This is a genomic window from Erythrobacter sp. HKB08 (assembly GCF_004114695.1).
Taxonomy (GTDB): domain Bacteria; phylum Pseudomonadota; class Alphaproteobacteria; order Sphingomonadales; family Sphingomonadaceae; genus Parerythrobacter_A.
The window spans coordinates 1,181,868-1,208,676 of record NZ_CP035310.1; the positions used below are offsets into that span (position 1 = coordinate 1,181,868).

Consider the following 26,809-nt stretch of genomic DNA (forward strand, 5'->3'; position numbering starts at 1 on the left):
ATCGAGAATGCCTGAAGCCTATATCGTCGAAGCCGTGCGCACGGCCGGTGGCCGCCGCGGCGGTCGTCTTGCCGGGGTCCACCCGGTCGATCTCGCAGCCAAGTCGCTCGATGCAGTGATGGAGCGCAGCGGGCTCGAAGCGAAAGTCATCGACGATGTGGTGATGGGCTGCGTCAGCCAGGGCGGCGAACAGGCGATGCAGGTCGGCCGCAACGCCGTCCTTGCAGCAAAGCACCTCGGCGAAGGCGTTCCCGCCGTCACCATCGACCGCCAGTGCGGTTCCTCGCAGCAGGCGATCCAGTTCGCCGCGCAGGCCGTGATGAGCGGAACGCAGGACATCGTCATCGCCAGCGGCGTCGAAAGCATGAGCCGCGTGCCGATGGGCTCGACTGCCATGTTCCACATGAAAGAGGGGCTGGGTAACTACAAGTCGCCGGGTCTCGAAGAGAAATATCCGGGCATCCAGTGGTCCCAGTTCATGGGCGCCGAGATGATCGTCAAGAAGCACGGCTTCACCAAGGACGACCTCGACCGCTTCGCCCTCGGCAGTCACCAGAAAGCGATCGAAGCGACCAATTCGGGCGCATTCGAGAACGAAATCGTCCCCGTAAAGATCGAGACGCCCGAAGGCACCGAGATGCACACGGTGGACGAAGGCATCCGCTTCGACGCGACGCTGGAAAGCATTGCGAGCGTCAAGCTGCTGAACCCGGAAGGCACGATCACCGCGGCAACGTCGAGCCAGATCTGCGACGGTTCGAGCGCGGTCCTGGTCGTGTCGGAACGCGCGCTCAAGGAACACAACCTCAAGCCGCTCGCCCGCATTCACAACCTGACGGTTACCGCAGGCGACCCGGTCATCATGCTCGAAGAACCGCTCTTCGCGACCGACCGCGCTCTCCAGCGCGCGGGCATGAACATCGGCGACATCGACCTGTACGAAGTGAACGAGGCCTTTGCCCCGGTTCCGCTCGCATGGCTCAAGCATACCGGCGCCGACCCGGACAAGCTCAACGTCCACGGCGGTGCGATCGCGCTCGGCCACCCGCTCGGCGCATCGGGCACCAAGCTGATGGCGACGCTGGTCCACGCGCTGCACCGCCACGGCAAGAAATACGGTCTCCAGACGATGTGCGAAGGCGGCGGCGTCGCCAACGTCACGATCATCGAAGCACTTTGATTCACCCCCCATTTCGAGAGGATTTTTCCATGGAAGTTTCAGCCAATACTCCTGCCGTCGTAACCGGCGGTGCATCCGGCCTCGGTGAAGCCACCGCCCGCGCGCTCGCTGCCAAGGGCGCGAAGGTCGCCATCTTCGACATGAACGAAGAGAAGGGCGAAGCGGTCGCGAAGGACATCGGCGGCGTGTTCTGCAAGGTCAATGTGACCAGCGACGAAGACGTCGATGCAGGTTTCGCCAAGGCGCGCGAAGCGCATGGCCAGGAACGCATTCTCGTCAACTGCGCAGGCATCGGCAACGCGATCAAGACCGCCAGCCGCGACAAGCAGTCGGGCGAAATCAAGCACTTCCCGCTCAGCGCGTTCGACTTCGTGATCCAGGTGAACCTCATCGGCACCTTCCGCTGCATCGCCAAGTCGGCTGCGGGCATGATGACCCTCGATCCGCTGACCGACGAGGGCGATCGCGGCGCGATCGTCAACACCGCTTCGGTCGCTGCCGAAGACGGCCAGATGGGCCAGGCGGCCTACTCGGCGTCGAAGGGCGGCGTCGTCGGCATGACCCTGCCGATCGCGCGCGACCTTATGCGCGAAGGTATCCGCGTGAACACCATCCTGCCGGGCATCTTCAACACCCCGCTGATGAACGCCGCGCCGCCGCAGGTGAAGGAAGCGCTGGCCGCATCGGTCCCGTTCCCCAAGCGTCTCGGCTACCCCGAGGAATACGCCAATCTCGCCATGTGCATGATCGAGACCGGCTATTTCAACGGCGAGGATGTCCGCCTCGACGGCGCCATCCGCATGGCACCGCGCTAAGCGACAGAAAAAGGGAAGGGCGGCCAACGAGCCGCCCTTTTCATTGGCGCAATCGGGAGAGAAAAGCATGGCCGACTACACGCAGATCAAGGTCGAAAAGGAAAACGGCATCGCGACCGTCACCCTGCATCGTCCGGAGAAGATGAATGCCTTCACCCGCGTGATGATGGACGAAATCATCGCCGCGATGGACGATATCGACGAGGACGACAGCGTGCGGGCGGTGATCTTCACCGGCCACGGCGACCGGGCCTTCTGCGCCGGTGCGGACCTCACTCCCGAGGGCGGGGGGCATGTCTTTTCCGACCCCAACCCGGTCGAGGACCTGTCCGATCCGCGCGTGCGCGACGGTGGCGGGCGGCTGACGCTGCGCCTGTTCGACAGCAAGAAGCCGCTGATCGCCGCCTGTAACGGGGTGGCCGTGGGCGTCGGGATTACCATGCAGCTCGCAATGGATATCCGGCTGGCATCGGACAATGCGCGCTACGGGTTCGTGTTCGCGCGGCGCGGCATCGTTCCGGAGGCGGCTTCGAGCTGGTTCCTCCCGCGCATCGTCGGTGTGCAGCAGGCGCTCGAGTGGTGCTACACCGGCCGGATCTTCGATGCGCAGGAAGCGAAGGACGGAGGCCTGGTCCGCTCGGTCCATCCGCAGGCCGAACTGATGGATGTGGCCCGCGGCCTCGCGCGCGAGATCGCCGACAATACTTCGGCCGTTTCGGTTGCGATGACCCGCGCGATGATGTGGCGCCTGCCGTCGGGCGACCATCCGATGGCCGCACACCGGGTCGACAGCAAGGCGATCTATCGCCTCAGCCGCAGCGAAGACGCGAAGGAAGGAATTGCCAGCTTCCTCGAAAAGCGTCCTCCGAACTATCCCGACACAGTCAGCGACAACATGCCCGACTTCTATCCCTGGTGGGATGAGCCGGAATATCGCTAGCCCGTCCGGGGCTGGCGCTTGCCAAGTGAACCGGTTGCATTAGAAACCAAAAGCATGAGCAACAGCGCCGCCCCCGAGTTCGTCCTTGCCGATTTCCTGCCGTACCAGCTTTCGGTCGCCTCCAATGCGGTGAGCAACCGGATCGCGGACGTCTATCGCAAGGAATTCGGCCTCAAGGTCACCGAGTGGCGCGTCATGGCGATGCTCGGCGATGCAGGCGCGCTTACCCAGCGCGAACTCACCGCCCGCACGCTGATGGACAAGGTCGCGGTCAATCGCGCCTGCAAGGTGCTTGCGGAGCGTGAACTGGTGCGTCGCCAGCCCAACTACCGCGACGGTCGCTCGCACCTGCTCGAACTGACCGAGGCAGGCCAGGACATGCATGCCCGCATCGTCCCGCGCGCCCGCGCGATCGAGGAAGAACTGCTGGACGCTCTGGGCGAAGAGCAGGCCGGGGCGTTCCGCTCGATGCTCGAGGAAATCCGCCAAAAGGCCGGTTGAAACAAACCGGCCCCGGAACCTGCGTGAGGTTCCGGGGCCGATCTCCCCCAGATCGCGTCTGGTGAGCGTTTAGCGCCCCGGTTGCTGTGCGAACGCGTCGCTGATCGAACAGGCCGCCGGGCCGAGAATGACGATGAACAGCACCGGCAGGATGAACATGATCAGCGGAATGGTCATGATCGCCGGCAGACGTGCTGCCTTTTCCTCGGCGCGCATCATGCGCTCGTTGCGGAATTCGGCCGACAGTACGCGCAGCGCGGATGCGAGCGGCGTACCGTAGCGTTCGGTCTGGACCATCGTCGTCACCACGCCGCGAACCGATTCCAGATCGACACGGTAAGCGAGGTTGTCGAATGCCATCTTGCGCTCGCCGAGGAACGACAGCTCGATCGCGGTCAGGGCGAATTCGTCACCCAGTTCCGGATAGGCGCGGCCCAGTTCCTTGGCGACGCGGTTGAACGCAGCGTCGACGGTGAGACCGGCTTCGGCGCAGATGACAAGGAGGTCGAGTGCGTCCGGCAGGCCCTTGCGGATTTCGCCGGTGCGCTTGCTGGCCTTGTTCTTCAGGAAGATTTCCGGGCCCTTGTAGCCCGCAAAGACCATCACGCTGAGCGCGCCGACACGCTTGATGCCGCCCCAGTCGGGGAAATAGTCGATCACGTAGATGAACAGGAATGCCAGCAGGCCGAGGACGATCGGCAGCACCATGCGTGCCGCGATAACCAGGACCGCGAGTTCCTTGTTGCGGTAGCCGGCATGCGCCAGCTTCTGCTGGATTTCCTCGATCTGGCTCTGCTGGAGGACTTTCATCCCCTCCAGCGTGTCCTTCATCTTCTCGGTCTGGTCGGTCTTGCGAACGAGGCTGGTGCGCTTCTTCGCATTCGACTTGACGATGCCTGCCTTGAGCTCGTCGCGGCGCTCGTTGAGTGCCTTGACGCGCTTGGCCATCGGATCCTTGACCGTAACCGCCGCGTAGACGGCAAGCATCACTGCCGCTGCCGCGATCCCAGCGAGGATCGAGCCGACGACGATGACGTCGAAGCCGAGAAGGGTCGGGCCGGGTTGCTGACTGATCATTGTATCCGTCCCTACCTCAAATCTCGAAGCTGACCATTTTGGCCATGATGAAGGCGCCGATGCTCATCCACACCATGCCGCCCAGGCCTGCGACGATCAGGCGATCGTCCTCGAAGAAGCCGCCGATGTAGCTCGGGTTGATCCACCAGATCATCGCGAAGACGATGAAGGGCAGGGCACCCACGATGTAGGCCGACGCTTTCGATTCCGAGCTCATCGCCCTGATCTTGAGCTTCATCTGCGAACGCTTGCGCAGGACGTCTGCCAGGTTGGAGAGCGTCTCCGCGAGGTTACCACCCGTTTCGCGCTGGATGGCGAGGGTGATGCAGAAGAAGTTGAATTCCGGGATGCCGAGACGGTCCGCCGTTTCCTGGAGCGATTCCTCCATCGTGCGGCCGATCTTGATACGCTCGGTGATGCCCTTGAATTCGATGCCGACCGGGCCGGGAACTTCCTGCGCGACGACCGCGAGGGTCTCGGTTACCGGAAGGCCGGAGCGAAGGCCGCGAACCAGCAGCTCGATCGCGTCGGGAAACTTCGCGGTGAACTGGTTGGTGCGTTTCTTGATCTGGTGGTTGACCACCATGTGGGGCAGGCCTGCGCCGACAACGAGGCCGACACCGAGCGAGAGCAGCAGGGCGCCCGAACGCAGGTACACTACCACGGCTACCATCAGCATGAGGCCGAGCGACGCGTAGAGATACTGCGAAATCGACCAGCCCTTGCCGGTCCGGTCGAGGCGAACGGCAAGCGCATCGATGCGCGATCCCGAGCCGGCGACCTTGTGCGCCTTGGGCTTGCGGGCCGCGATCGCTTTCTTGAGCTGCGATTCAACCTTGGTGTTGGTGCTTTCGGAGTGGCGATAGCGCACAGCCTGGAGCCTGCGCTGGCTTTCCTTCGCCGCCGATGGGCCTGACAGCACGGTGTATCCGACGACCATGAGGGCCATCAGTCCACCAGCAATCAGCAGGAGCTGGATAATGCTCATGCCTTCGACCTGCCTTTCCTAACGCGTCAAATTCGAGGGCGGTTCGGCGGGGGCACCGGGCCCCCGCGTCATCGCCGATTACTCGGCAGGTTCCTGGACAGGAGCCTGCTTCTTGCTCTTCTTGGCGAGCAGCGACTTGAAGTCGAAACCGCCAAGCAGCGACTTCTTCTCCGGCTCGTCGCCGTCGACGATCTCTTCCGAAGCGCCGAGGATGCGGTCGCCGAGTTGCTTGATCGCAGCCGTCGACTTGCTTCCGCCATTGGCCTCGAGGAACGTCTGGCCGAGCTTGGCTGCGGCAATGGCGCCCTTGAGATCGTAGGGGATCGACACGTCGATCTTGCGTTCGATCGATGCTTCGAAGTCAGCCTTGCTGATTTCCGCCTGGTTGCCCTGGACCTTGTTCGCCACGATCAGCGGGGTCGCATGGGCGGCGTTGGTCTTGAGCCACGAGAGGATACGGATCGTGTCGCGCGCCGAGGCGAGCGTCATTTCCGTAGCCAGCACGATGACGTTCACGTCTGCCAGCACATGCGGGAAGTTGATCAGCATGTTGCGCGGCAGGTCGACGACCGTCATTTCGAACGCCTGGCGGAATTCCTCCTCCAGCTGCACGAAGGCCGACCCGTCGGTCATCAGCGGCGCGCTGATCGGCGCTTCCGCAGAGAGGATCGCGAGGTTCTCGTTCGCGCGGATCATGGCGCGTTCGATGAACAGCCCGTCGATACGGCTCGGGTTGTCGATCGCATCGGTCAGGCCGCGGCCCGGCTCGAGATCGAGCGCGAGGGCACCGGTGCCGAAGTGAACGTCGAGGTCGAGCAGCGCGGTCGGCAGCTTCTTTTCCTCGCTGAACAGCCAGGAAAGCGAAGTTGCCAGCATCGATGCACCGACACCGCCGCGCGTACCGACGACAGCCGTCGAGACGTGGCGCTTGGCCGCTTCCGGATCGCTTGCGCGCGGGGCCGAGAAGACCGCCTGCGCCTGGTTGAGCGAATCACGCACCTGGCCGGCCGAAAGCGGCTTGAGCAGGTAGTCGTGGATGCCGCTCGCGAGCAGGTCGCGATACAGGCGGACGTCGTTGACCTGGCCGACGGCGATCACGACCGTGCCGGGTTCGCAAACCTCGGCGAGGGCGTTGATGTCGTTCAGCGGATCGCCGCTTTCCGACAAGTCGACCATGAGGATGTTCGGGCTTGCCGTGACCGAGAGCGACTGGACTGCGTTACGCAGGCCGCCCTTGGCGCACTTTTCAGGCTGCCAGCCCATTTCGATGACCACCGGACGCAGGACGTCCAGCGCGGCTTCGTCGCAAATGAAGGCTGCGAAGGGATCGCGATTACCCGAGCCGCTGGGTTTCCAAGGCGCGTTCATGGCTCTTATTCTCCTTCACTCGTGGCAGATGCCTTCAGGCCCTGTTCGCCCGTCGGTGTCTGGTTGCGATAGCTGTCGATGGCCTTGGTGCCGGTCGAGACGACGGTCGTGCCCGAGCCGCTCTGGCCTTCGATCAGGTCTTCCGGATTGGCGACCATGGCAGCGAGGTTGCTGTTGACCGCGCAGCCGTAACCGGGCGAGGTGCCGTTGGTGTAGTTCATGTCCGAAGAGGCCGACCAGTCGGGGCAACCCGGGACCGAAGCGGTCGAACGGGTCAGCACGACGCGGGCCTGGCCCGGCTGGATCATGCCGGCGGTAACCGGGGCACCATCGCTGACGAGGATGCCGTGGCGGGCCGCGAGCTGGGCGATCGCTTCACGCGTTGCCGGGCTCATCATCGGATCTTCGATGGCCAGGCGGTCGCCGAAGCCGAGTTCCATCGCCTCAAACCAGGCAGCAAGGCGCTGCTGTTCGGGAATGGTCAGCCCACCGCTGCCGGTCTGGACGTCGAAGGTGTAGTTCGTGCGCTCGACAACCGGCTGTTTCAGGCTGTTGAGGCTCGGATTGCTCGGCATGCCGCCGCAGGCACCCAGTGCGAGGCCCATGGAGAGCGCGAGAGCGCCGGCGAGCGTGCGTTTCGTGGTGTTGTGCATGATACTCACCTTTCTCACTTGAGGCTGAAGCCGGGTGCTGCTGCCGCAGCATCGGCGCGGCGGTCGGCATTGGACTTGCCGGCGTTGTCGGCCTTCGCGTTGCGCGAACCGTTGGCCCCCGGGAGGACGGCAGCGGGATCGACAAGCGAGACCTCAGGCGGCGTGGAGTCCTTGTCGCGCACGGTCGGAACCGGACGGTCGGCGACCGGGCCTTCCTTGCTCTGCTGGTAAAGCAGCTTGCTTTCGAGGACGTTGGCCGCGTTGAAGCCGTCGGTCGGCAGGCGGATGTCGTTCGCATTCACCGGCTTCACGAGATACGGCGTCACGACGATTACCAGCTCGGTTTCGCCCTTGCGGAACTCGGTCGAGCGGAACAGGTTGCCGAGGATCGGAAGGTCGCCGACACCCGGTGCCTTGTCGATCGAGTTCTGCGCGCTGTTGCTCATCAGGCCGGCGATCATGAAACTCTGGCCGGAGCCGAGTTCGATGGTCGTTTCGGCGCGGCGGATGGTCAGAGCCGGGATCTGGAAGCCGTTGAGCGTCACTGCGCCCTGGCTCGAAAGCTCGGACACTTCCGGACGCACACGCAGCGAGATGCGGCCATTGGCGAGCACCGTCGGCGTGTAGGCGAGGCTGACACCGAACTTGCGATATTCGATCGCGGTGGTGCCGAGACCCTGGCTGATCGGAACCGGGAATTCGCCGCCGGCAAGGAAGTCTGCCGTTTCACCCGAGAGCGCAGTCAGGTTCGGCTGCGAGAGGGTGGTGACGAGGCCGTTGCGCTCGGCAAGGTCGAGGGCGCCGAGGATATCGAGGCCCAGGAAGCTGCCGAGACCGGCGATCGTGGTGCCGCCGTCGCTATCGACGCCCGGACCGACGATTTCGGTGCCGTCGGGCAGGACGAAGGCCGGACCTTCGACGCCCGAACCGACGCCGAGCGGGCCGTCGACGCGGTACGCGCCGTTGGCGACCGTGCGACCGGTGCCGACGCCGAAGCGGAAACCGCCCGTGCCGTCGAAGGTCGAAAGGTTCGAGCCCAGCGAGCGGACCAGCGTGCGGCTGACCTCGGCGAAGCGGACCTGCAGGTTGACCTGCAGCGGCGTCGCCATCTTGAGGCGGCTGATGACGTTGGCGTCTTCACCGACGAAGGCCTGGACGAGGCGTTCAGCCTCGGCAGCGTCTTCCGGTGCGCCGACGGTGCCCGTCAGAAGGACCGTGTTGGTGCCCATGGTAGCAACCGAGATCTGCGCTTCCGGCATCGCGAGGGCGAGCATCTGGTCGATGCTGCCGATGTTCGAGCCGACGCGGATGTTCGCCGACCAGACGATGTCGCCGCGGGCGTTGCTCGCATAGACGGTCGTCTCGCCGCCGGCCTTGCCGAAGACATAGAGCTGGCGCTGCGACTTGACCTGCACGTCGGCGATCGAGTCGTTGGCGATGAAGACGTCGGCCATCGTGCCGGGCACGGTGACCAGCTCGCCGCGACCGATCGAGAGGACGATGTCCTGCGCCGGGCTGGCGACGGTCTGGGCGTTGGCGGTGCTGGCCGGGATGCCCGACAGCGGTGCCACAGCGAGGCTGGCGAGCAGCACTGATGCGGTAAGACGGCGTTTCATAGTCTTGCCCCCTGGTTGGGAAGTACTTGCCTTGGTCGAGGCGAAGCGGATCGTGTTCTCGTTCTTCGTCATGATCGGCCTCACCGGATCACTGTTGCCTGAGCAGCCGGAAGGATGGACGCGGTGTCTTCGACGCCCTTCTTCTGCTGCTGGAGGATCGTGCGGCCGCTACCCGAGACCGGAACTTCGGTCGTGGTCTTGCCGCGGGTCACGCGGACCGACGGGCCACTCGGGACCGACGGAGCCGATGCGTAGCCCGACGAGCCGCCATAGGACGGGGCAGGGGCTGCACGCGAGCTGCGCGATTCCTTCGGCGGGACGCTGCTGCGCTGGAAGCGCGAGACGTCACCACCCGTCACGAAGCTCGAGCTCTTGTCGATCGGGCGCGACATGGCCTGGCGCAGGATGGCTTCTTCCTCTTCCGGCGTTGCATCGTCCGGGACCTTCACGTCGCCGGCAGCGATAGCCTTCTCGAGTTCGCCCTGGTTGTCGGCGATCGAGCGCAGCGAGAGGCTGAGCGTGCCGATGGTCTGGGCGACAGCAACCTTCTCCGCGATGCGCGGGGTCACTTCGAGCGTAACCGTGCGGAAGGTCTTCACGACCGTATCGCCGGCTTCGTTGGTTTCCTGCGTGGTCGACTGGTCGGTCGCGAGCACGCGCAGGTTGGAAAGGATGGTTTCGGCCGTGCGCAGCGTGTCGTCGTCGCCCTTGACCGTCTGGGTCAGGACGAGGTCGACGCGGTCGCCCGGGAAGACGAAGCCGGCAACACCGGTCTTGTCCGACACCGGAACGGTGACTGCGCGCATGCCCGGGCCGAGAGCCGCAGCGAGGAAGCCGCGGTCGCCTGGCTTGACGAGCGAGCCCTGCGTAACCGGCTCACCAGCGGTGATCGGGTGACGCACGACAGTGCCGAGCAGCTGCGAGACGTCCGATTCACCGTCGATGAAATAGGCGTCCTGCACCAGCTCTTCCGGCCATTGCTGGAAATTGATCGCATCGGCCGTGATGATGGTGCCGACCGGCAGCTGGCGCTGCGCGACGAGAACCTTCGGACCTTGCGGGACCGGCGGTGCGGCCTCGGCTACGGGGGCGGATGCCCCGGCGAACATGCTCCGGGCAGCGAGTGCCGTACCGACCGCAATGATCAGTGCACCCAGCAGCAGAACCAGCTTCTTCCTGTCCATGGCTTTTCAAGCCCCCTTGTTCGGCCCGCATGGATCGCGGGCAAAGATGATTTCTCCGCATATTCGCGAAGTGGTTAAAATCAGGTTCACCCGAGCCCGACGTTTGCTCCGGCAGCAGGCAGGTAATCCGTCCCAAGCACCCACAGGGCGCCGATCGCGATGGCCACTCCGTAGGGAATGGCCAGCTTGTCGCGCTGGCGTCGCATGACGTGCCAGGATCCCATCACGACCGTCAGCACCCCTCCGACGAGCGCCATGATGATAAGAAGTTTGAGAAACAGGCTCGGCGCGATCCACAGCGCGAGCGCGGTCAGCAGCTTGACGTCGCCGCCACCCATCATGCGCAGCGCGAAAAGGCCGGCGAGCACCGCGAAGGCGCCGACGGCTACCGCGAACTGAAGCGCGACGTCGGGCCACAGCGAAAGGCCGCTCGACCACCAGAAGGCGGGCGCGGCGAGCGCGATGGCACCGGTCAGCCAGTTGTCGATCTGGCGCCTGCGAATGTCCGTGAATGCGGCGACGAGCAGTGCGATTGCCAACGCAACAAGCAGCCCGTAGTGGATAGTTTCGCCTAGCATTATTGCCCCCAGTGGTCCCCTATGGAGGCGGTGCTACAGAACAGGGCTTACCAAAAAGTAACCAACCGCAGGAGGTTCGCATTAGCCAAGCGCAAAAAGCCGATGTGAACCCTGCCGCCTTCGATCGCAGGGCCATTCCCGCCGAAGCGGCCGAAAGCTGCTGGATGGCCGCCGACGGGCACGCGATCCGCCGGATCGACTGGCCGGGTGCAGGGGAGACGCCGCGCGGATCGATCCTCTTCTTCCCGGGCCGCGGCGACAATTACGAAAAATATCTCGAAACGCTGCACCACTGGCACGAGCAGGGCTGGCGCGTGACCGCGGCCGACTGGCGCGGGCAGGCAGGATCAGGCCGCCTCGGGCAGGACGCAGTGACCGGCCATGTCGACGATTTCGGCGACTGGATCGACGACCTCGCCGAATTCTGGCCGCGCTGGCGAGCCGAGACCCCTGGGCCGCATGTACTCGCGGGCCACTCGATGGGCGGGCACCTCGTGCTGCGAGGAGTGGTCGAGAAGCGCGTCGACCCGGACGGCATCATGCTGTCCGCCCCGATGCTCGGCTATTACGGGACATTCCTTCCCGTCGGCGTGATGCGCAAGGTCGCAGGGCTGATCCGACGCTTCGGCCATCCTGCGCGCCCGGCATGGAAATGGAGCGAGAAGCCCGGCGAAATCCCGGTCGGCCGGATCAATTTACTGACCCATGACAAGGACCGCTACGAAGACGAGCTGTGGTGGCGCGAGAAGCGTCCCGAACTCGTCATGGGGCCGGGCAGCTGGGGCTGGGTCGAACAGGGCTATGCCTCGATGCAGGTGATTTTCGCGCCCGGCGCACTCGAGGCGGTGACGATCCCGACGCTTATCCTGGCGACGTCGAACGACAAGCTGGTCGATGCCAAGGCCATCGAACGCGCCGCAGCGCGCCTTCCGAACTGCAAGCTGGTCCGCTTCGGCAAGGAAGCCCATCACGAGATCCTACGTGAGGTCGACGAGGTCCGCGACCGCGCCATCGGCGAAATGGACGCCTTCCTCGCCACGCTGGAGCGTCGGGATTGAGCGCAATGCGCTATGATTTTGCAATTGTCGGCGCTGGAATTGCAGGGGCCAGCCTCGCGGCTGAGCTATGCGGCGATGCATCTGTCCTGCTGCTCGAGGCCGAGGACTTTCCCGGCTACCACACGACCGGCCGGTCGGCTGCGTTCTGGGAGGAATGCTATGGCGGGCCGGAACTGGTTCCCCTTACGCTCGCCTCGGGACCGCTGCTGCGCGAGTGGGGCTTCCTGAGCCCGCGCGGCGCGCTCTATGTCGGGCGCGCGCAGGATCGCCCCAAGATCGACGACTTCTTCGAGCGCTTCGGCGATACCGGCGCGACGATCGAGCGGCTGGACGCGCGTGGCCTTGCCGCACGCGTGCCCGGACTGCGCGAGGAATGGGCCGATGCCGTGTGGGAGCCTGCCTGCGCCGACATCGATGTCGCCGGGTTGCATGGTTCTTATCTTGCGCGCGCGCGAAGGGGCGGCGTTGCGCTCGAATTGCGCGCAAGGGTCATCTCCGCCGAGCGCGTTGGCGGGGTATGGAAGCTCGGAACAGAGGACGGGCGCAGCTTTGAATGCGAAACGCTGGTCAATGCCGCCGGTGCCTGGGCTGACGAACTTGCCGCCATGGTCGGGGCACAGCCGCTAGGCATCACGCCGCTGCAGCGCACCGTCGCGCAAATCGAGGTCGATCCGGCCGCGCCAGCCGACCTGCCGCTGGTTCTCGACATCTCGGGAACATTCTATTTCAAGCCGGACAACGGCCGTGTCTGGCTGAGCCCGCATGACGAGACGCCGACTGTCCCGCACGACGCTGCACCAGAAGAACTCGCCGTTGCCGAGGCGATCGATCGCTTCCAGCGCGTGGTCGACTGGAAAGTGCTGCGCGTCGAGCGCAAGTGGGCCGGATTGCGCAGTTTCGCGCCCGACCGCCTGCCTGTCTATGGGCGCGATCCGAATGTCGAAGGCTTCGCCTGGTTCGCGGGGCAGGGCGGTTACGGCATCCAGACCGCGCCGGCCGCGGCGATCCTTGCTGCCGACCTGCTCCTGGAGCGTTCGAAATCGCAGGCCGTGCGAGATGTCGATGCCGCGACATATCTTCCTGACCGCTTGCTCTAGATTTTCCCGAACGAGCCGATAGATTGACCGGGAACTTAACAAAGGAGAGTTTTCATGGCGCACCGCTTCGAGATCCGTAAGAACAAGAAGGGCGAGTTCGTTTCCTATTTCGTCTACAATTCTGAAACGATCTGGTGGACCGAAGGATACAGCTCGAAGGCAAGCGCCAAGAATGCGATCGAGTCCGTGCTCAAGAACGGCCCGAATGCAGAGGTAGTCGACAAGTCGGCCGACTGACCGAGACTTTTCGGTAAATTCGCTAGGGGGCGTGGGCGGCTAGCCTGCGCCCCCTGCTTTTTCGGCCTCCGCGCTGGCGAGAGCATCGACCCGCTCGTTCTCCGGATGGCCGTTGTGGCCCTTGACCCAGTGCCAGTGGACCGTGTGCCGTTCGGCCGCCTCGATCAGGTCGTGCCACAGGTCGGCATTGCGGACCGGCTTCTTGCTGGCGTTCTTCCAGCCGCGCTTTTTCCAGCCGTGGACCCACTTGGTGATCCCGTCGAGGACGTATTTGCTGTCGGAGTACAGCTCGACCTCGCACGGTTCGATCAGCGCTTCGAGACCGCGGATCGCGGCGGTCAGTTCCATGCGGTTGTTGGTCGTGTCCGCTTCGCCGCCCGACAGTTCTTTCTCGTGCCGCCCCATGCGCAGCAATGCGCCCCAGCCGCCCGGGCCGGGGTTGCCCTTGCAGGCACCATCGGTGAAAATCTCGACGCGTTTCATGCGCTTGCCGATAGCCCCTTCGCGCCGGAAGCGAAAATCTCTTCGCCGTGATCCGTGTAGAATTGCAGACGACGCGCAAAGTCCATCGGGTCCTTGCGTTTGACAAGCGCGGTATCGGGCGTGTCGATCCAGTCGAACGCCCGCGTCGCCATGAAGCGCAGGCAAGCCCCGCGCGCGAGGAGGGGCAGCGCGCGAAGCTCTTCCTCGCTCAGCGGGCGGCTGGATTGGTATCCTTCGACCAGCCCCCGGCCGGTCGCGGCATCGAATTCCTGCGTCTCGTCTGAGAACGACCAGGCGGCATGAGTCACCGCCAGATCGTAGGCAGCGATATCGGTGCAGGCGAAATAGAAATCGATCAGCCCGCTGACCTTGCCGCCAAGCATCAGGACGTTGTCCGGAAACAGGTCCGCATGGATTGTAGCCTGCGGCAGATGTTCCGGCCAATTGGCCATGACGTCCGGCAAGTGTCTCTCGACCACGGCGGGAAGATCGGGGTGGATCCCGGCTAGCCCGTCTTCGCCGCACTGGTCGAACAATGCCTGCCAGTCCGACGGGCGCAGGTCGTTCTTGCGGCGCGGCGCGAAGTCTTCCGAGGCCGAATGGATCGAGGCCAGCGCTGCACCGACGCTGCGTGCTTCGGCTTCGCTCGCCCTATCGACCGACACGCCGGGCAGGAACTCGATCAGCGCGACCGCCTTGCCGTCGATCATGCGGAACGCTGCGCCCTCGCGGTCATGAATGGTGCGCGGCACAGGGCAGTCCTTGGCCGCGAGATGGTCGAGCAGTCCGAGGAAATAGGGCAGTTCATCGAGTTCGATGCGCCGCTCGTACATCGTCAGGATGAAGCGGCCTTCGCTCGTTTCCACCAGCCAGTTGCTGTTCGATACGCCTTCCGCAATGCCCTTGGCAGAGCGCAATTCGCCCACATCATAGGCCGCGATCAGCTTCTCGAGCGTATCGGCCGACAGATGGGTGTAGACGGCCATGCGGCGCGGTTACTCGACCAGCTGGCGCGGCAGCTTGAACGTCATCTTCTCCTCGGTGGTGAGGATCGTGTGTTCTTCGATCTCGCGCCATTCGCCAAGCTTTTCGACGACCTGGCGAACCAGCGCTTCGGGTGCAGACGCGCCCGCCGTTAGGCCGAGCGTGCCGACACCTTCGAGCCACGCCGGATCGATATCGTCCGCGCTCTGGATCAGCTTTGCATCGGTTCCGCAGCGCTCGGCCACTTCGACCAGGCGCAGCGAGTTCGAGCTGTTGGGCGATCCGATCACCAGAACCAAGTCGCTTCCCGGAGCGACCTGCTTGACCGCGGCCTGCCGGTTGGAGGTTGCGTAGCAAATGTCTTCCGCCTTGGGCCCGACGATATTGGGGAAGCGCACCTTGAGCGCACGGATGACTTCGGCGGTATCGTCGACCGAAAGCGTCGTCTGGGTGAGATAGGACAGGTTGTCTTCCGGCGTGAACTGCAGGTCCGCCACGTCGGCGACCGTCTCGACCAGGGTCATCTGGCCTTCCGGCACCTGCCCCATGGTGCCGATCACTTCCGGATGGCCTTCGTGGCCGATGAAGATGATGTGCTGGCCCTTCTCGATCTGGCGTTCGGCCTGACGGTGGACCTTGCTCACCAGCGGGCAGGTCGCATCGACATAGACGAGGTTGCGCCGCTCCGCCTCGGCCGGGACCGACTTGGGCACGCCATGGGCGGAGAAGACGACCGGCGCGTCGCCCGGCACTTCGTCCAGTTCCTCGACGAAGATCGCGCCCTTGGCGCGCAGGCTGTCGACGACATATTTGTTGTGGACGATTTCGTGGCGCACATACACCGGCGCGCCGAACTTCACGAGGGCCCGCTCCACGATCTCGATTGCCCTGTCCACACCGGCACAAAAGCCGCGGGGGGCGGCTATGAGGAGGGTGAGGGCAGGCTTTTCGATCGTCGCGACCTTATTCTGAAAGGGGGCATTCATATCCAAGCCTCTAGCGCAGGCACGCAGGGGCCGCTAGGGCCATGCCGACTGAAATTCGAGGGATCGATAATATGAATGCGCGCCTGACTGTCCTGACTGCAACACTTGCCGCTGCCGCACTTGCCGGCTGTGCGAGCGAGGGCGAACTCGCCGTCGTTGCCGAAGGTGTTGGCGTTACTGCGGTTCGTACCGCGTGCCCCTCGGTCGGCGTGCCCGACTACACCGGCGATATCACCACGTTCCGCGCCCCCGGCGATCGCAGCGCAGGCAACATGGATGTGACCGCGACGATCACCAACCTGCGCAGCACCTGCAATGAGAACGGCGAACAGGTCTATACCGAAGCGACGTTCGACGTGCTCGCACGCCGGACCGACGTACGCGGTGAGCGAATCGTGACCCTTCCCTATTTCACCACCGTCCTGCAGGGCGGCAGCGCGGTTCAGTCCAAGCGCGTCGGCTCCGTCACGCTGCGTTTTGCAGATGGTCAGGAGCGCGCCGAAGCGACCGGCCGCGCCGGCTCCTTCGTCGAGCGTGCGGCTGCAACCCTTCCTGCCGATATCCGCGAGCGCATCACGCGTAAGCGCAAGCCGGGCGATCCCGATGCCGCGCTCGATCCGCTGGCCGACCCGCAGGTCCGTGCAGCACTCCAGCGCGCAACCTTTGAGATGCTGATCGGCTTCCAGCTTACCGAGGACCAGCTGGCCTACAACGTCACGCGTTAAGGCCGGCGTTCCGACCTTGCGATTCTGGCCAGTTCGGCTAGGCGCGGCGCATGTCGGAAAACACAACTCTCCACGCCGGTTTCACGGCCAAGATTCTTGCCGTTCTCGATGCGCTCGAGGCTGAAGGCGCGCTGCCGCCGGAAAGCCCGCGGACCAATGTCACCGTAGAACCGCCGCGCGACCCCTCGCATGGCGACCTTGCGACCAATGCAGCGATGGTGCTCGCCAAGCAGGCAAAGACCAATCCGCGCGAGCTCGCCGGCAAGATCGTCGAAAAGCTGACTGCCGATCCGGACGTCGAAAGTGCCGAGATCGCCGGGCCCGGCTTCATCAACCTGCGCCTGTCCGACGCGGCGTGGCTGCGCGAGCTTGCGGCGATCGCCTCGCTCGGCGGCGATTACGGCCGCTCAACGATCGGCGGCGGCTCTCGGGTGAATGTCGAATATGTCTCGGCCAATCCGACCGGTCCGATGCACATGGGCCACTGCCGCGGCGCAGTCGTCGGCGATGCGCTTTCCGCGCTGCTCGAGTTTGCGGGCCATGCGGTCACGCGCGAATACTACGTCAACGATGCTGGCGGCCAGGTCGACGTGCTCGCCCGCTCCGCATACCTGCGCTACCGCGAAGCGCTCGGCGAAGACATCGGCGAAATCCCCGAGGGGCTCTATCCGGGCGCGTATCTCGTCCCGGTGGGCGAATATCTCGCGAAGGAACTGGGCGACAAATACCTCGGCGCGGACGAGGCAGACTGGCTGCCGATCTTCCGCGCCGAAGCCGTCGAAAAGATGATGGACCTGATCAAGGCGGACCTCGCCCTGCTCGGCATCCATCACGACCTGTTCTCCTCCGAGGCCGCGCTGCATGCGGCGGGCAAGCCGGACGAGGCCGAGGCCTGGCTGCGCAAGCACGATCTCGTTTACGACGGCATCCTCGAAGCGCCCAAGGGCAAGACTCCCGAAGACTGGGAGCCGGTCGAGCTGCCGCTTTTCCGCTCGAGCCGCTTCGGCGACGACCAGGATCGCCCGATCAAGAAGAGCGACGGAAGCTGGACCTATTTCGGCGCCGACCTCGCTTATCACATGCAGAAGGCAGAGGGCGCGGACGAACTGATCGACATCTGGGGTGCCGACCATGCCGGTACGGTGAAGCGGATCAAGGCCGCCGTCGCCGCGCTCAGCGAAGGTCAGGGGCAGCCGATCCCCTTCGACGTCAAGCTGGTCCAGATGGTCCAGCTGATGCGCGCCGGCGAGCCTGTAAAGATGTCCAAGCGTTCGGGCAACTTCATCACCATCGCCAACATGGTCGATGAAGTGGGCAAGGACGTGGTGCGTTTCACCATGCTCACCCGCAAGCCCGAAGCGCAGATGGATTTCGACTTCGCCAAGGTGGTCGAAGCCTCGAAGGACAATCCGGTCTTCTACGTGCAATACGCCCATGCGCGTATCCATTCGACGCTGCGCAAGGCTGCGGCGGAGGGGATTTTGCCGTCGGATCAGGTGCTTGACCGCCTCGGCGCGGAAGAAATCGCGCTCGTCAAGGAAGCCGCGCAGTTCCCGCGTGTTGTCGAGGCGGCTGCCAAGGCGCGCGAACCGCACCGCATCGCCTTCTTCCTCTACGACCTCGCCGCCGCGTTCCACGCCTTCTGGAACATGGGCAATGACGACCCGTCCAAGCGCGTCATCCTGACACAGGATGCGGAATTGACCGCGGCAAGGCTTTTCCTCGTGACCCAGATCGGGCAGGTTATCCGCAATGGACTGATGCTTCTCGGGGTAGAAGCTGTCGAGGAGATGTAGTCATGGTTGCGATGGACGGGCGCGACGGCGACGAAGAAGAGTACGAAACGGCCTACGAGACGCTGCAGAATGGCGGCGAGGCCGACGAGCAGGAACTCGAGCTCGCCGATGACGACGAAAGCCTGCCGTGGCTCGATTCCGACTACGATGACGAAGAGGAGGGCGGTTACGACACCGGCCGCCTCATCGGCATGGCGCTGCTCGGCCTGCTGCTTATCGCCGCGGTTGTCGGCGGCATCTGGTGGCTGGGCAACCGCACCGGCGATGACGACCTCGTGGCCGACGGCAGCACGATCGAAGCGCCCGAAGGTCCGGTCAAGGAACGCCCCGCCGATGCAGGCGGCAAGCAGTTCGAAGGAACCGGCAATGTCGCGCCCGCCGTTGGTGAGGGCGAGTCCCGCGAAGGACGCCTCGCCGCGGGCGAAACGCCCAAGCCCGAAGCACGGCCGAGTATCGATGCAGCCGGCAGCAAGAATACCGGCTCGACCGGCGAAAGCGCGCAGGCTCCGGCCTCGGGCGGGTTCGGCGTGCAGGTCGGTGCATTCTCGACCCGCGAACGCGCAGTTCAGGCATGGGGCACGCTGAACCGCCAGACCGACGCTCTGTCCGGCTTCAACTACCGGGTGGTCGAGGGCAAGGTCGACGGCGGCACGGTCTATCGCCTGCAGGCGGTTGCCGGAAGCGACAGCGCAGCGCGCCAGCTGTGCAACGCGCTCAAGGCCGACGGTCTCGCCTGCCAGCTCAAGCGCTGACGATTTCCACACCGCGCGCGAGGGGTTTGCTTGCCTAGCGACCTGCTTGCTGGGAAAGTCTCGCCATGACGCCCGCCATTTTCGGGATTGCCGGACCGACGCTGTCGGATGACGAACGCGCCTTCTTCAAGGAGGCCGATCCCGCGGGCTATATCCTCTTCGGTCGCAACTGCGAGACGCCCGACCAATTGCGCGCGCTGACCGACGACCTGCGCACGATCCACGGGCGCGAGAAGACGCTCATTTCGATCGACCAGGAAGGCGGCAGGGTTGCCCGTCTGCGTCCGCCGCAATGGTCGCCGTTCCCGGCTGGCGAGGCATTCGACAGGCTCTACCGGATCGCTCCTGCAAGCGCGATCGAGGCGGCGCGCTGCAATGCGCGCGCAATGGGCCTCGAACTGGCCGAAATGGGCATCACGGTCGACTATCATCCCCCGCTCGACGTCCGCCAGCCCGACGCGCATGACGTGATCGGCGACCGCGCGCTGGGTTCGGACCCGATGCAGGTTGCCGCGCTCGGCCGCGCGATCCTCGACGGGCTGGCCGAAGCGGGCGTTGCGGGCTGCGTCAAGCACATGCCGGGCCACGGCCGTACCTCGGTCGATACGCACAAGGCGCTGCCGACCGTGACGGCGAGCGAGGAAGAGCTGGAAATCGACCTCGCACCGTTCCGCACGCTGAACGACGCACCGATCGGCATGACCGGGCACCTCGTTTTCGAGGTCTGGGACAAGGAGAATCCGGCAACCCTGTCCGAAACGGTCATTCGCGAGATCATCCGCGGGAAGATCGGTTTCGACGGGCTGCTGCTGACCGACGATATTGACATGGAAGCGCTCGACGGCTCCGTGCCCGAACGGTCCGAGCGTGCCATCGCGGCCGGATGCGACGTCGTGCTCAACTGCTGGGCCAAGATGGACGACATGCACGGCATCGTCTCACGTATTCCGTCCATGTCCGAGAAGACCGCGCAAAGGCTCGATGCCGCGCTCGCCGGCACCGGCATAGCTAGCCGCGAGATGGACAAGCAGGCGCTACTCGCCAAGCGGGACGAACTGCTTGCTCTGGCGGAGGCGGCGGCATGACGGAAGAGCCGATGATGCTGTCGGGCGCCGAGCCCACGAGCGACGAGGACTGGATTGCCGACGAGGCTGCCCCGGTCGACGAGAGCAAGCTCTATCTCGAACTCGACGGGTGGGAAGGTCCGCTCGACCTCCTGCTCGACCTCGCACGGCGGCAGAAGGTCGACTTGCGTTCGATTTCGATTCTCGCGCTGGTCGACCAGTATCTCGACTACATCGAGACGGCGGAGGCGCTGAAGCTCGAACTGGCGGCCGATTACCTCGTGATGGCCGCCTGGCTCGCCTATCTCAAATCGGCCATGCTGCTCCCGAAGGAGGAGCAGGAGGACCCGAGCCCCGAGGAACTCGCGCTCAAGCTGCAGCTGCGCCTCCAGCGCCTCGGTGCGATGCGCGAGGCCGCGGCACGGCTTATGGCGCGCGACCGGATCGGGCGCGACGTCTTCGTGCGGGGCGCTCCGGAAGGCCTTCGGACCGATCGCAAGACGCTGTGGCAGTGCGACTGGTACGGGCTGATCCACGCCTACGGTCAGGTCAAGGCGCGCACCGCGCCGGCGGTCCACATGGTTCGCGAACGGCCGGTCATGACGCTCGAAAGCGCGCTCGACCGCGTGTCGGCCATGCTCGGCGTGACGCTCGACTGGATGCAGCTGGAAGATTTTCTCCCGCCGCATGCCGAGCCGCGCCTGCGCCGCTCGGCGCTTGCCTCCAGCTTCGTGGCGGCGCTCGAGCTTGCCCGCACCGGAAGGGCCGAGATCGCCCAGGAAGAGACTTTCGGCCCGATGCGGCTGCGGCGGGTGAGGGCATGAGCGAGAAGCCTGACGATCTCGTCCGCGCAGTCGAAGCGACGCTATTCGCTGCGGAAGAAGCGATGAGCGCAGAGGCGATCGCAGGGCATCTTGGCGATGCGGACATTTCCGCCGTTCGCGAGGCGCTGCGCGCGCTGGAAGCGCATTATGCCGATCGCGGCGTCCAGCTGGTCGAGCGTTCGCGCAAATGGCATTTCCAGACCGCTTCCGACCTTGCCCACCTGCTGCGCCGCGAGCGCGAGCAGGTTCGCCGACTGAGCCGCGCCGCGACCGAGGTGCTCGCGATCATCGCCTATCACGAACCGGTCAGCCGCGCGGAAATCGAATCGATCCGCGGCGTGCAGACATCAGGCGGCACGCTCGACGTGCTGATGGAAGCGGGCTGGGTGCGCGTCGCCGGACGGCGCGAGGTGCCGGGCAGGCCGACGATCTACGCCACGACACCTGAATTCCTGCAGCATTTCGGCCTTTCCTCGCGCCGCGATCTTCCGGGGCTCGACGAATTGCGCGCCTCGGGCATGCTCGATCCGGTCGATGAGGCCTACGAGGCGATGATGGAGACGCCCGAGCCTGCGGAAACCGAAGCGGCCGACGACGAAGAATAGCGACACCGCTGGCGCTGCCCGCGCTTAACCCCTATATTGGGCGAAACGCATTCCAAAAGGTGTACTATGTCGCTCGGCCCCTGGCAGGTTATCATTATTGCCCTCGTCATCCTCGTCCTGTTCGGGCGGGGCAAGATTTCCGAGATGATGGGCGATTTCGGCAAGGGAATTAAGAGCTTCAAGCAAGGCATGGGCGAAGACGACGGCAAGGCGACCAAGCCTGCCGGTCAGATCGAAGGCCCCTCGCATGAAGCCAAGCCCGCCGGTGAGACCGTCAAGCAGGCCGAAACGCCCGACAACGCCGGCTGATCGGGCGCAGGAGCGCTCCTTCCATGTTCGATATCGGTGCGACCGAATTGCTCGTGATCGTCGTCGTGGCGATCCTTGTCATCGGTCCGAAAGACATGCCCGCCGCCATGCGCACCGCAGGGCGCTGGGTCGGCAAGATCCGCCGCACCTCGGCCCATTTCCGCGCCGGCTTCGACGCCATGGTGCGCGAAGCGGAAATGGAGGAGATGGAGCGCAAGTGGAAAGAGCAGAACGAGCGCATCATGGCTCAGACGCCAAAAGGCGAAATGGGGCCGCTGCCCGATGCTTCCGCCAGCGCAGAAGGCGCAACGCGCGGACCTGACAGCGAGGACCCTGCGCAGCTCGATCCCCCTGCCTCTTCGGAAAAGAGCGGGTAGCGCACCGGCATGGCACTCAAGATCAAGGACATCGACGAATCGCAGGCGCCGCTGCTCGATCACCTGATCGAGTTGCGCGGACGGCTGGTGCGCTGCGTCTTCGCGCTGGCCGTAGCCTTTGCCGTGTGCCTTTATTTTGCCGACGAGATTTATGGCTTCCTTGTCCGACCGCTTGAGGCGGCATTCCCCCCGGGCGAGGGACGCCTGATCTATACGCAGCTCTACGAGGCTTTCTTCGTCGAGCTGAAGGTCGCTCTGTTCGGCGCGTTCTGCATCAGCTTCCCCATCATCGCGAACCAGCTCTGGGCGTTTGTCGCGCCGGGCCTCTACGCGAACGAGAAGAAGGCATTCCTGCCCTTCCTGTTCGCGACGCCGGTGCTGTTCGGGGCGGGTGCTGCGCTGGCCTATTTCGTGGTCATGCCGACCGCATTCAAATGGTTCATCGGATTCGAGGGAGTGACCGGCGGTGTCCCGCTCGAGGCGCTGCCGACGGCGGGCGCTTACCTGTCGCTGGTGATGCAGTTCATCCTGGCCTTCGGGATCAGCTTCCTGCTGCCTGTGCTGCTGCTTCTATTGAACAGGGCTGGGCTGGTGTCCCGCGCACAACTGGCGGGTGCTCGGCGCTACGTGATCGTCGGCGTGGTCGCGCTTGCTGCAATCGTAACGCCGCCTGATCCGGGCTCGCAGCTGATTCTCGCGGTTCCGCTGTTGATGCTGTTCGAAGGTTCGCTTCTGCTGATGCGCATCTTCGAGCGAGGGGCCAAGAAGAACGCCGAGCTCGAAGCGGCCGCCGACTGAGCCTCGAACAGTTGGCCGGTGCGTTGCCGGTCCGATAGGCGAGATCCCGACAGCACCAAAAAAAACGGGGCCGATTGGCCCCGCTTTAATCTTGGTATGCGATCAGCGCTTACGGGCTGGTCGGGGTATCGTCGTCGTTGCCACCGGCAATCACGATGCCAGCGATGATAGCAGCAGCTGCGAGGATCGCCAGGATGATGCCAGCGCCCGAGCCGTCTTCACCACCGAGCTTGCTTTCTTCAGCAGCCGGAGCCGATGCACGGTCAGCCTGCGCGCTCTGCGCGAGTGCCGGCGAGGCAGCCATCGAAACAGCCGCGGTGGCGGCAAGCAGGTTACGGAACTTCATCAAATCGTCTCCTCAGAGCTCTTCTTGTTAAATCTCACCGTTCAAATACGGCCTAAGGGGAAACGAGGCAACCCCCTATGTCGTCCCTGAACCCCCGATATGTTACCGAATTGTAACACATATCGCGGTTAAATTCTTTCAACTCGTGCCTTAGGTTACCTTTTGAAATCGCAATGGTTCCCGCTGGCAATGCCATTAATTCGGCATGTGGCGGATTATCATTTCAAAACGGTTAAACCTCTCGCATTCGCAGCATTATTCGTCAGCCCGCCCCCTGTGTGAGACGAAACGAGTAGGGCAACCTACTGGGATTCTTTGGAAAATACCCGCAATCCGCCAACCCATGTCTCCAGGACCGTCGTTTCATAGAGATCGGACGGCGAAGCGATCATGGGGTCGCGGTCGATTACAATGAAGTCGGCGCGCTCGCCCGGGACCAGTTTTCCGAATCGCCCTTCGGCAAAAGCAGCGTAGGCTCCGTCCGAAGTAAAACCTTTCAGCGCTTGTTCTCGCGAGACGCGTTCTTCTGCCCGCCAGCCGCCGAACGGTTCGCCATTCGCATCGGTCCGCGAGATCGCCGCAGCGAGTCCCGGGAAGGGATTCGGCGATTCGACCGGAGCGTCCGATCCAAAGGCGAGCTGACCACCGGTCTGCAAAATCGTCTGCCAGGCATAGGCGCCTTCGAGCCGGGGCTCGTCGAGGCGCGCCTCGGCCATGATGCGATCGGACGTCTGGTGGACCGGCTGCATCGAAGCGATGATCCCGTGCTCGCCGAATTTGGCGAGGTCCGAGGTGTCGACGATCTGCGCGTGCTCGATGCGCCAGCGGCGGTCGCCGCCATAGGTCGGCGCGAGTTCGCCGATCGCGTTCAGTACTTCGGCATTCGCCGCATCGCCGATCGCATGGATCGCGAGCTGGAAGTTGTCGAGCGCCGCGCGGCTCATCAGGTTGCGCAGGCGGGTGGGGGATTGCAGTGGCAGGCCCTTGTTGCCCGCTTCGTCGGCATAGTCTTCCTTGAGCCACGCCCCGCGCGATCCCAGCGCGCCGTCGAGATAGAGCTTCACGCCATTGAGACGCAGCCGGTCGTCATACAGCCAGGCCGAGGGGCCGGGTCCGCCGATCAGCTCCATCTGCTCGGTCCCGGACGCGTAGGAAATGATGCGCATGCGCAGCGTCCCGATGTCGCCCGCACGGCGGAAAGCCTGCCAGTCTTCGATGCTGGTGCCCATGTCGGCGCCGGTGGTGATGCCATAGGACAAAAGGATGTCCTGCGCTTTCTGCAAGGCGAGGTCGCGATCCGCCGGTGTCGGTTCGGGCACCACGCGCTGGACGAGCGAGGATGCCGCATCGACGAAGATACCCGAGGGCTTGCGCGAACCCGGCAGCCGCTCGATGCGCCCGCCATCCGGCGACACGCTGCTCTCGTCGATCCCAGCAGCCTTGAGAGCGGCGGTGTTGGCCCAGCCTGCATGGCCGTCCACCCGCTCGAGCCACACCGGGCGGTCCGATACCGCCGCATCGAGCTCGGCTGCGGTCGGGAAGCGGCCGAGGCCCCACTTCACCTGGTTCCAGCCGCGCCCGATGATCCACGGGCGGCCGGGATATTCGGCTGCATAGGCGGCGATCTTAGCCTGCGCTTCCTCGAGCGAATTGGTGTCCGACAAATCGAGGGTGAGCGCGCCGAAGCCGATGCCCATCACGTGAAGGTGCGAATCGATCAGCCCGGGGATGACGAAGCGCCCATCGCCATCGACGCGGTGGTCGACCTCAGCCGGTCGGCGGTCGCCCGCATCGAGCACCTGAAGGATGCGGCCATCGTCGTCGATCCACAGGCCAGTGAAGCGATCGACCTTGCCGTTTTCATCGATCGCAATGCCCTGGACATTGTCGACCAGCGTGTCTGCCGATGCCGAAGTCGCGGCGAGCGCGGCGAGGCTGGCTGCCGCATATGCGAAGAATTTCATCGTCGGTCGTTTCCTTCTGGAACCCTGCTTGTCGGCGCGTCGCCATGCCATTCCCGTGTCGCCTGCATTGCAGGGGCCGGGCAGTGCAATGGCTGCGCCTGAGAACATGGACAGCGGGTTAGGATAGATTCCGGGACATGCAAATGCTTCACCCGCGCGAAGACACAATTCGGTTCCCCAATTCCGACAATTCCCCTACGTCGCGCGGCCATGACGGGAAATGCACTCGAAGAACTGACTATCGACCACGTGCGCGCTGCGGCCGAACGGATTCGCGGCGCGGTGGTTCGCACGCCGACCATGTACAGCAAGACGCTGTCGGAAATTACCGGCGCGGATATCTGGCTGAAGTTCGAGAACCTGCAGTTCACCGCCGCCTACAAGGAGCGCGGCGCGCTCAACGCCTTGCTGCAACTGACCGAGGAGCAGCGCAATCGCGGCGTGATCGCGGCCTCGGCCGGCAACCACTCGCAAGGGCTGAGCTACCACGGCACGCGTCTCGGCGTACCTGTCACCATCGTGATGCCGCGCCCGACGCCGACCGTGAAGGTCATGCAGACCGAGAGCGTCGGCGGCAACGTCGTGCTCGAAGGCGAGACTTTCGACGATGCCTATGCGCATGCGCGCAAGCTCGAGAAGGAGCTCGGCCTCACCTTCGTTCACCCGTTCGACGATCCGCATGTCGCGGCAGGGGCAGGGACGGTCGCGCTCGAAATGCTCGAGGATGCGCCCGAGCTCGACTGCATCGTCACCCCGATCGGCGGGGGCGGCCTGATTTCAGGGATGGCCACGGTCGCCAAGGCGCTGCGGCCGGAGATCGAGGTGGTCGGCGTACAGGCGGAGCTGTTCCCCTCGATGTATTCGAAGGTGAAGGGCGAAGCGCGCGATTGCGGCGGCGACACGCTGGCCGAAGGTATCGCGGTGAAGGCGCCGGGCGAGTTTACCTCGCAAATCATTGCCGAGCGGGTCGACGACATCATCCTCGTCGGGGAGGAATGGCTGGAACAGGCGGTCTCGCTGTTGCTCCAGATCGAGAAAACCGTGGTCGAGGGTGCGGGTGCTGCCGGTCTCGCCGCGGTTCTCGCCAATCCCGAGCGGTTCGCCGGCAAGACCATCGGCCTCGTGCTGTGCGGCGGCAATATCGACACCCGCCTGCTCGCCAATGTCCTGCTGCGCGATCTTGCCCGCTCGGGCCGACTCGCGCGCCTCCGCGTCACGCTGAAGGACCGCCCGGGTGCGCTTTACAAGGTGATGAAGGAGTTCGACGAGCACAACGTCAACATCATCGAGATCTACCACCAGCGTATTTTTACCAGTTTGCCGGCCAAGGGTCTCATAACCGATATCGAGTGCGAAGCGCGCGACCGTAAACAACTCGATGCGCTGATCGAGGCGTTGAGAAACAAGGGTTATTCGGTGAGTCTCGTCGAACTCAACTGAGGCTCGTTTCACCGGCCTTCTGTGCAAATTAACCCTGATCCGACCATGTTTGATGGTTAAGGGA

General features: G+C 64.4%; 29 protein-coding genes. 17 read left to right on the forward strand and 12 right to left on the reverse strand.

Annotated features, from left to right (window positions below):
• Positions 1-7 precede the first annotated feature (7 nt).
• The 4 genes from EO245_RS05560 to EO245_RS05575 all read left to right on the forward strand — a co-directional run bounded on the left by EO245_RS05560 (position 8) and on the right by EO245_RS05575 (position 3,436).
• Positions 8-1,180: an acetyl-CoA C-acetyltransferase gene (locus EO245_RS05560; RefSeq protein WP_128891993.1), complete on the forward strand. Its 1,173-nt coding sequence runs from the start codon at positions 8-10 to the stop codon at positions 1,178-1,180.
• Positions 1,181-1,209: 29 nt separating this feature from the next.
• Positions 1,210-1,995, forward strand: a complete 786-nt coding sequence (locus EO245_RS05565; RefSeq protein ID WP_128891994.1) for an SDR family NAD(P)-dependent oxidoreductase — start codon at positions 1,210-1,212, stop codon at positions 1,993-1,995.
• 67 nt (positions 1,996-2,062) lie between these two features.
• The gene (locus tag EO245_RS05570; protein WP_128891995.1) at positions 2,063-2,935 is read left to right on the forward strand and encodes a crotonase/enoyl-CoA hydratase family protein; all 873 of its coding nucleotides are present in this window, start codon (positions 2,063-2,065) and stop codon (positions 2,933-2,935) included.
• 54 nt (positions 2,936-2,989) lie between these two features.
• A complete protein-coding gene (locus tag EO245_RS05575; RefSeq protein WP_128891996.1) occupies positions 2,990-3,436 on the forward strand; it encodes a MarR family winged helix-turn-helix transcriptional regulator in 447 nt (148 codons plus the stop codon).
• Positions 3,437-3,505: 69 nt separating this feature from the next.
• On the opposite strand, the gene EO245_RS05580 is transcribed toward EO245_RS05575, so the two are convergent.
• The 7 genes from EO245_RS05580 to EO245_RS05610 form a co-directional block, all read right to left on the reverse strand.
• Positions 3,506-4,513 (reverse strand): type II secretion system F family protein, encoded by a 1,008-nt coding sequence (locus EO245_RS05580; protein WP_128891997.1) that lies wholly within the window; start codon positions 4,511-4,513, stop codon positions 3,506-3,508.
• Between the two features lie 16 nt (positions 4,514-4,529).
• Positions 4,530-5,501, reverse strand: coding sequence for a type II secretion system F family protein (locus EO245_RS05585; protein ID WP_128891998.1), 972 nt, complete (start codon positions 5,499-5,501; stop codon positions 4,530-4,532).
• Positions 5,502-5,579: 78 nt separating this feature from the next.
• On the reverse strand, positions 5,580-6,869 hold the full coding sequence (locus EO245_RS05590; RefSeq protein WP_128891999.1) for a pilus assembly protein CpaE: 1,290 nt from the start codon (positions 6,867-6,869) through the stop codon (positions 5,580-5,582).
• Between the two features lie 5 nt (positions 6,870-6,874).
• Positions 6,875-7,522, reverse strand: a complete 648-nt coding sequence (locus EO245_RS05595; RefSeq protein WP_128892000.1) for a CpaD family pilus assembly protein — start codon at positions 7,520-7,522, stop codon at positions 6,875-6,877.
• Positions 7,523-7,536: 14 nt separating this feature from the next.
• Positions 7,537-9,138 carry a type II and III secretion system protein family protein gene (locus EO245_RS05600; protein WP_128892001.1) on the reverse strand — a complete coding sequence of 534 codons (1,602 nt, stop codon included), beginning with the start codon at positions 9,136-9,138 and terminating at the stop codon, positions 7,537-7,539.
• Between the two features lie 80 nt (positions 9,139-9,218).
• A complete protein-coding gene (gene cpaB / locus EO245_RS05605; RefSeq protein ID WP_128892002.1) occupies positions 9,219-10,322 on the reverse strand; it encodes a Flp pilus assembly protein CpaB in 1,104 nt (367 codons plus the stop codon).
• 86 nt (positions 10,323-10,408) lie between these two features.
• The gene (locus EO245_RS05610; RefSeq protein WP_128892003.1) at positions 10,409-10,900 is read right to left on the reverse strand and encodes a prepilin peptidase; all 492 of its coding nucleotides are present in this window, start codon (positions 10,898-10,900) and stop codon (positions 10,409-10,411) included.
• Between the two features lie 104 nt (positions 10,901-11,004).
• Here EO245_RS05610 and EO245_RS05615 point away from each other — a divergent pair, with 104 nt between their 5' ends.
• Genes EO245_RS05615 through EO245_RS05625 form a run of 3 tightly spaced genes read left to right on the forward strand, consistent with a single transcriptional unit; the run spans position 11,005 to position 13,292 of the window.
• Positions 11,005-11,958 carry an alpha/beta fold hydrolase gene (locus tag EO245_RS05615; protein WP_234026972.1) on the forward strand — a complete coding sequence of 318 codons (954 nt, stop codon included), beginning with the start codon at positions 11,005-11,007 and terminating at the stop codon, positions 11,956-11,958.
• 5 nt (positions 11,959-11,963) lie between these two features.
• Positions 11,964-13,055: an FAD-binding oxidoreductase gene (locus tag EO245_RS05620; RefSeq protein WP_128892004.1), complete on the forward strand. Its 1,092-nt coding sequence runs from the start codon at positions 11,964-11,966 to the stop codon at positions 13,053-13,055.
• Positions 13,056-13,109: 54 nt separating this feature from the next.
• The gene (locus EO245_RS05625; protein ID WP_128892005.1) at positions 13,110-13,292 is read left to right on the forward strand and encodes a DUF1508 domain-containing protein; all 183 of its coding nucleotides are present in this window, start codon (positions 13,110-13,112) and stop codon (positions 13,290-13,292) included.
• A gap of 39 nt (positions 13,293-13,331) precedes the next feature.
• Here the strand turns inward: EO245_RS05625 and rnhA are convergent, their stop codons facing one another.
• Genes rnhA through ispH form a run of 3 tightly spaced genes read right to left on the reverse strand, consistent with a single transcriptional unit; the run spans position 13,332 to position 15,745 of the window.
• Entirely contained in the window at positions 13,332-13,775 is a 444-nt protein-coding gene (rnhA, locus tag EO245_RS05630; RefSeq protein WP_128892006.1) for a ribonuclease HI, read from the reverse strand.
• On the reverse strand, positions 13,772-14,761 hold the full coding sequence (gene thrB / locus EO245_RS05635) for a homoserine kinase (protein ID WP_128892007.1): 990 nt from the start codon (positions 14,759-14,761) through the stop codon (positions 13,772-13,774). The genes rnhA and thrB overlap by 4 nt, the downstream gene beginning before the upstream one ends.
• Before the next feature lie 9 nt (positions 14,762-14,770).
• Positions 14,771-15,745 carry a 4-hydroxy-3-methylbut-2-enyl diphosphate reductase gene (gene ispH / locus EO245_RS05640; RefSeq protein WP_128892008.1) on the reverse strand — a complete coding sequence of 325 codons (975 nt, stop codon included), beginning with the start codon at positions 15,743-15,745 and terminating at the stop codon, positions 14,771-14,773.
• Between the two features lie 71 nt (positions 15,746-15,816).
• Here ispH and EO245_RS05645 point away from each other — a divergent pair, with 71 nt between their 5' ends.
• The 9 genes from EO245_RS05645 to tatC all read left to right on the forward strand — a co-directional run bounded on the left by EO245_RS05645 (position 15,817) and on the right by tatC (position 22,995).
• Positions 15,817-16,470, forward strand: coding sequence for a hypothetical protein (locus EO245_RS05645; RefSeq protein WP_128892009.1), 654 nt, complete (start codon positions 15,817-15,819; stop codon positions 16,468-16,470).
• A 50-nt stretch (positions 16,471-16,520) separates the two neighbouring features.
• Positions 16,521-18,266 (forward strand): arginine--tRNA ligase, encoded by a 1,746-nt coding sequence (gene argS / locus EO245_RS05650; protein WP_128892010.1) that lies wholly within the window; start codon positions 16,521-16,523, stop codon positions 18,264-18,266.
• 2 nt (positions 18,267-18,268) lie between these two features.
• A complete protein-coding gene (locus EO245_RS05655) occupies positions 18,269-19,018 on the forward strand; it encodes an SPOR domain-containing protein (protein WP_234026973.1) in 750 nt (249 codons plus the stop codon).
• A gap of 65 nt (positions 19,019-19,083) precedes the next feature.
• Entirely contained in the window at positions 19,084-20,103 is a 1,020-nt protein-coding gene (gene nagZ / locus EO245_RS05660) for a beta-N-acetylhexosaminidase (RefSeq protein WP_128892011.1), read from the forward strand.
• A complete protein-coding gene (locus EO245_RS05665) occupies positions 20,100-20,906 on the forward strand; it encodes a ScpA family protein (RefSeq protein ID WP_199798688.1) in 807 nt (268 codons plus the stop codon). The genes nagZ and EO245_RS05665 overlap by 4 nt, the downstream gene beginning before the upstream one ends.
• Positions 20,903-21,511, forward strand: a complete 609-nt coding sequence (gene scpB, locus EO245_RS05670; protein ID WP_128892012.1) for an SMC-Scp complex subunit ScpB — start codon at positions 20,903-20,905, stop codon at positions 21,509-21,511. Before EO245_RS05665 ends, scpB begins: the two co-directional genes overlap by 4 nt.
• Before the next feature lie 66 nt (positions 21,512-21,577).
• Positions 21,578-21,820: a twin-arginine translocase TatA/TatE family subunit gene (gene tatA / locus EO245_RS05675; protein WP_128892013.1), complete on the forward strand. Its 243-nt coding sequence runs from the start codon at positions 21,578-21,580 to the stop codon at positions 21,818-21,820.
• Between the two features lie 23 nt (positions 21,821-21,843).
• Positions 21,844-22,197, forward strand: coding sequence for a Sec-independent protein translocase protein TatB (gene tatB, locus EO245_RS05680; protein WP_128892014.1), 354 nt, complete (start codon positions 21,844-21,846; stop codon positions 22,195-22,197).
• A 9-nt stretch (positions 22,198-22,206) separates the two neighbouring features.
• Complete coding sequence (gene tatC, locus EO245_RS05685; protein ID WP_128892015.1) at positions 22,207-22,995, forward strand: twin-arginine translocase subunit TatC; 789 nt, start codon at positions 22,207-22,209, stop codon at positions 22,993-22,995.
• 109 nt (positions 22,996-23,104) lie between these two features.
• On the opposite strand, the gene EO245_RS05690 is transcribed toward tatC, so the two are convergent.
• The gene (locus EO245_RS05690) at positions 23,105-23,341 is read right to left on the reverse strand and encodes a hypothetical protein (RefSeq protein WP_128892016.1); all 237 of its coding nucleotides are present in this window, start codon (positions 23,339-23,341) and stop codon (positions 23,105-23,107) included.
• Between the two features lie 302 nt (positions 23,342-23,643).
• Positions 23,644-25,305: an amidohydrolase gene (locus tag EO245_RS05695; protein WP_128892017.1), complete on the reverse strand. Its 1,662-nt coding sequence runs from the start codon at positions 25,303-25,305 to the stop codon at positions 23,644-23,646.
• A 210-nt stretch (positions 25,306-25,515) separates the two neighbouring features.
• Here EO245_RS05695 and EO245_RS05700 point away from each other — a divergent pair, with 210 nt between their 5' ends.
• Positions 25,516-26,745 (forward strand): threonine ammonia-lyase, encoded by a 1,230-nt coding sequence (locus EO245_RS05700; protein ID WP_128892018.1) that lies wholly within the window; start codon positions 25,516-25,518, stop codon positions 26,743-26,745.
• The last annotated feature ends 64 nt before the right edge of the window (positions 26,746-26,809 follow it).

Bases quoted from the DNA above. Each gene is read 5' to 3' on its own strand.
- EO245_RS05560 (WP_128891993.1), top strand. From the start codon at position 8: ATGCCTGAAGCCTATATCGTCGAAGCCGTGCGCACGGCCGGTGGCCGC.
- EO245_RS05565 (WP_128891994.1), top strand. From the start codon at position 1,210: ATGGAAGTTTCAGCCAATACTCCTGCCGTCGTAACCGGCGGTGCATCC.
- EO245_RS05570 (WP_128891995.1), top strand. From the start codon at position 2,063: ATGGCCGACTACACGCAGATCAAGGTCGAAAAGGAAAACGGCATCGCG.
- EO245_RS05575 (WP_128891996.1), top strand. From the start codon at position 2,990: ATGAGCAACAGCGCCGCCCCCGAGTTCGTCCTTGCCGATTTCCTGCCG.
- EO245_RS05580 (WP_128891997.1), bottom strand. From the start codon at position 4,513: ATGATCAGTCAGCAACCCGGCCCGACCCTTCTCGGCTTCGACGTCATC.
- EO245_RS05585 (WP_128891998.1), bottom strand. From the start codon at position 5,501: ATGAGCATTATCCAGCTCCTGCTGATTGCTGGTGGACTGATGGCCCTC.
- EO245_RS05590 (WP_128891999.1), bottom strand. From the start codon at position 6,869: ATGAACGCGCCTTGGAAACCCAGCGGCTCGGGTAATCGCGATCCCTTC.
- EO245_RS05595 (WP_128892000.1), bottom strand. From the start codon at position 7,522: ATGCACAACACCACGAAACGCACGCTCGCCGGCGCTCTCGCGCTCTCC.
- EO245_RS05600 (WP_128892001.1), bottom strand. From the start codon at position 9,138: ATGAAACGCCGTCTTACCGCATCAGTGCTGCTCGCCAGCCTCGCTGTG.
- cpaB (WP_128892002.1), bottom strand. From the start codon at position 10,322: ATGGACAGGAAGAAGCTGGTTCTGCTGCTGGGTGCACTGATCATTGCG.
- EO245_RS05610 (WP_128892003.1), bottom strand. From the start codon at position 10,900: ATGCTAGGCGAAACTATCCACTACGGGCTGCTTGTTGCGTTGGCAATC.
- EO245_RS05620 (WP_128892004.1), top strand. From the start codon at position 11,964: ATGCGCTATGATTTTGCAATTGTCGGCGCTGGAATTGCAGGGGCCAGC.
- EO245_RS05625 (WP_128892005.1), top strand. From the start codon at position 13,110: ATGGCGCACCGCTTCGAGATCCGTAAGAACAAGAAGGGCGAGTTCGTT.
- rnhA (WP_128892006.1), bottom strand. From the start codon at position 13,775: ATGAAACGCGTCGAGATTTTCACCGATGGTGCCTGCAAGGGCAACCCC.
- thrB (WP_128892007.1), bottom strand. From the start codon at position 14,761: ATGGCCGTCTACACCCATCTGTCGGCCGATACGCTCGAGAAGCTGATC.
- ispH (WP_128892008.1), bottom strand. From the start codon at position 15,745: ATGAATGCCCCCTTTCAGAATAAGGTCGCGACGATCGAAAAGCCTGCC.
- EO245_RS05645 (WP_128892009.1), top strand. From the start codon at position 15,817: ATGAATGCGCGCCTGACTGTCCTGACTGCAACACTTGCCGCTGCCGCA.
- argS (WP_128892010.1), top strand. From the start codon at position 16,521: ATGTCGGAAAACACAACTCTCCACGCCGGTTTCACGGCCAAGATTCTT.
- EO245_RS05655 (WP_234026973.1), top strand. From the start codon at position 18,269: ATGGTTGCGATGGACGGGCGCGACGGCGACGAAGAAGAGTACGAAACG.
- nagZ (WP_128892011.1), top strand. From the start codon at position 19,084: ATGACGCCCGCCATTTTCGGGATTGCCGGACCGACGCTGTCGGATGAC.
- EO245_RS05665 (WP_199798688.1), top strand. From the start codon at position 20,100: ATGACGGAAGAGCCGATGATGCTGTCGGGCGCCGAGCCCACGAGCGAC.
- scpB (WP_128892012.1), top strand. From the start codon at position 20,903: ATGAGCGAGAAGCCTGACGATCTCGTCCGCGCAGTCGAAGCGACGCTA.
- tatA (WP_128892013.1), top strand. From the start codon at position 21,578: ATGTCGCTCGGCCCCTGGCAGGTTATCATTATTGCCCTCGTCATCCTC.
- tatB (WP_128892014.1), top strand. From the start codon at position 21,844: ATGTTCGATATCGGTGCGACCGAATTGCTCGTGATCGTCGTCGTGGCG.
- tatC (WP_128892015.1), top strand. From the start codon at position 22,207: ATGGCACTCAAGATCAAGGACATCGACGAATCGCAGGCGCCGCTGCTC.
- EO245_RS05690 (WP_128892016.1), bottom strand. From the start codon at position 23,341: ATGAAGTTCCGTAACCTGCTTGCCGCCACCGCGGCTGTTTCGATGGCT.
- EO245_RS05695 (WP_128892017.1), bottom strand. From the start codon at position 25,305: ATGAAATTCTTCGCATATGCGGCAGCCAGCCTCGCCGCGCTCGCCGCG.
- EO245_RS05700 (WP_128892018.1), top strand. From the start codon at position 25,516: ATGACGGGAAATGCACTCGAAGAACTGACTATCGACCACGTGCGCGCT.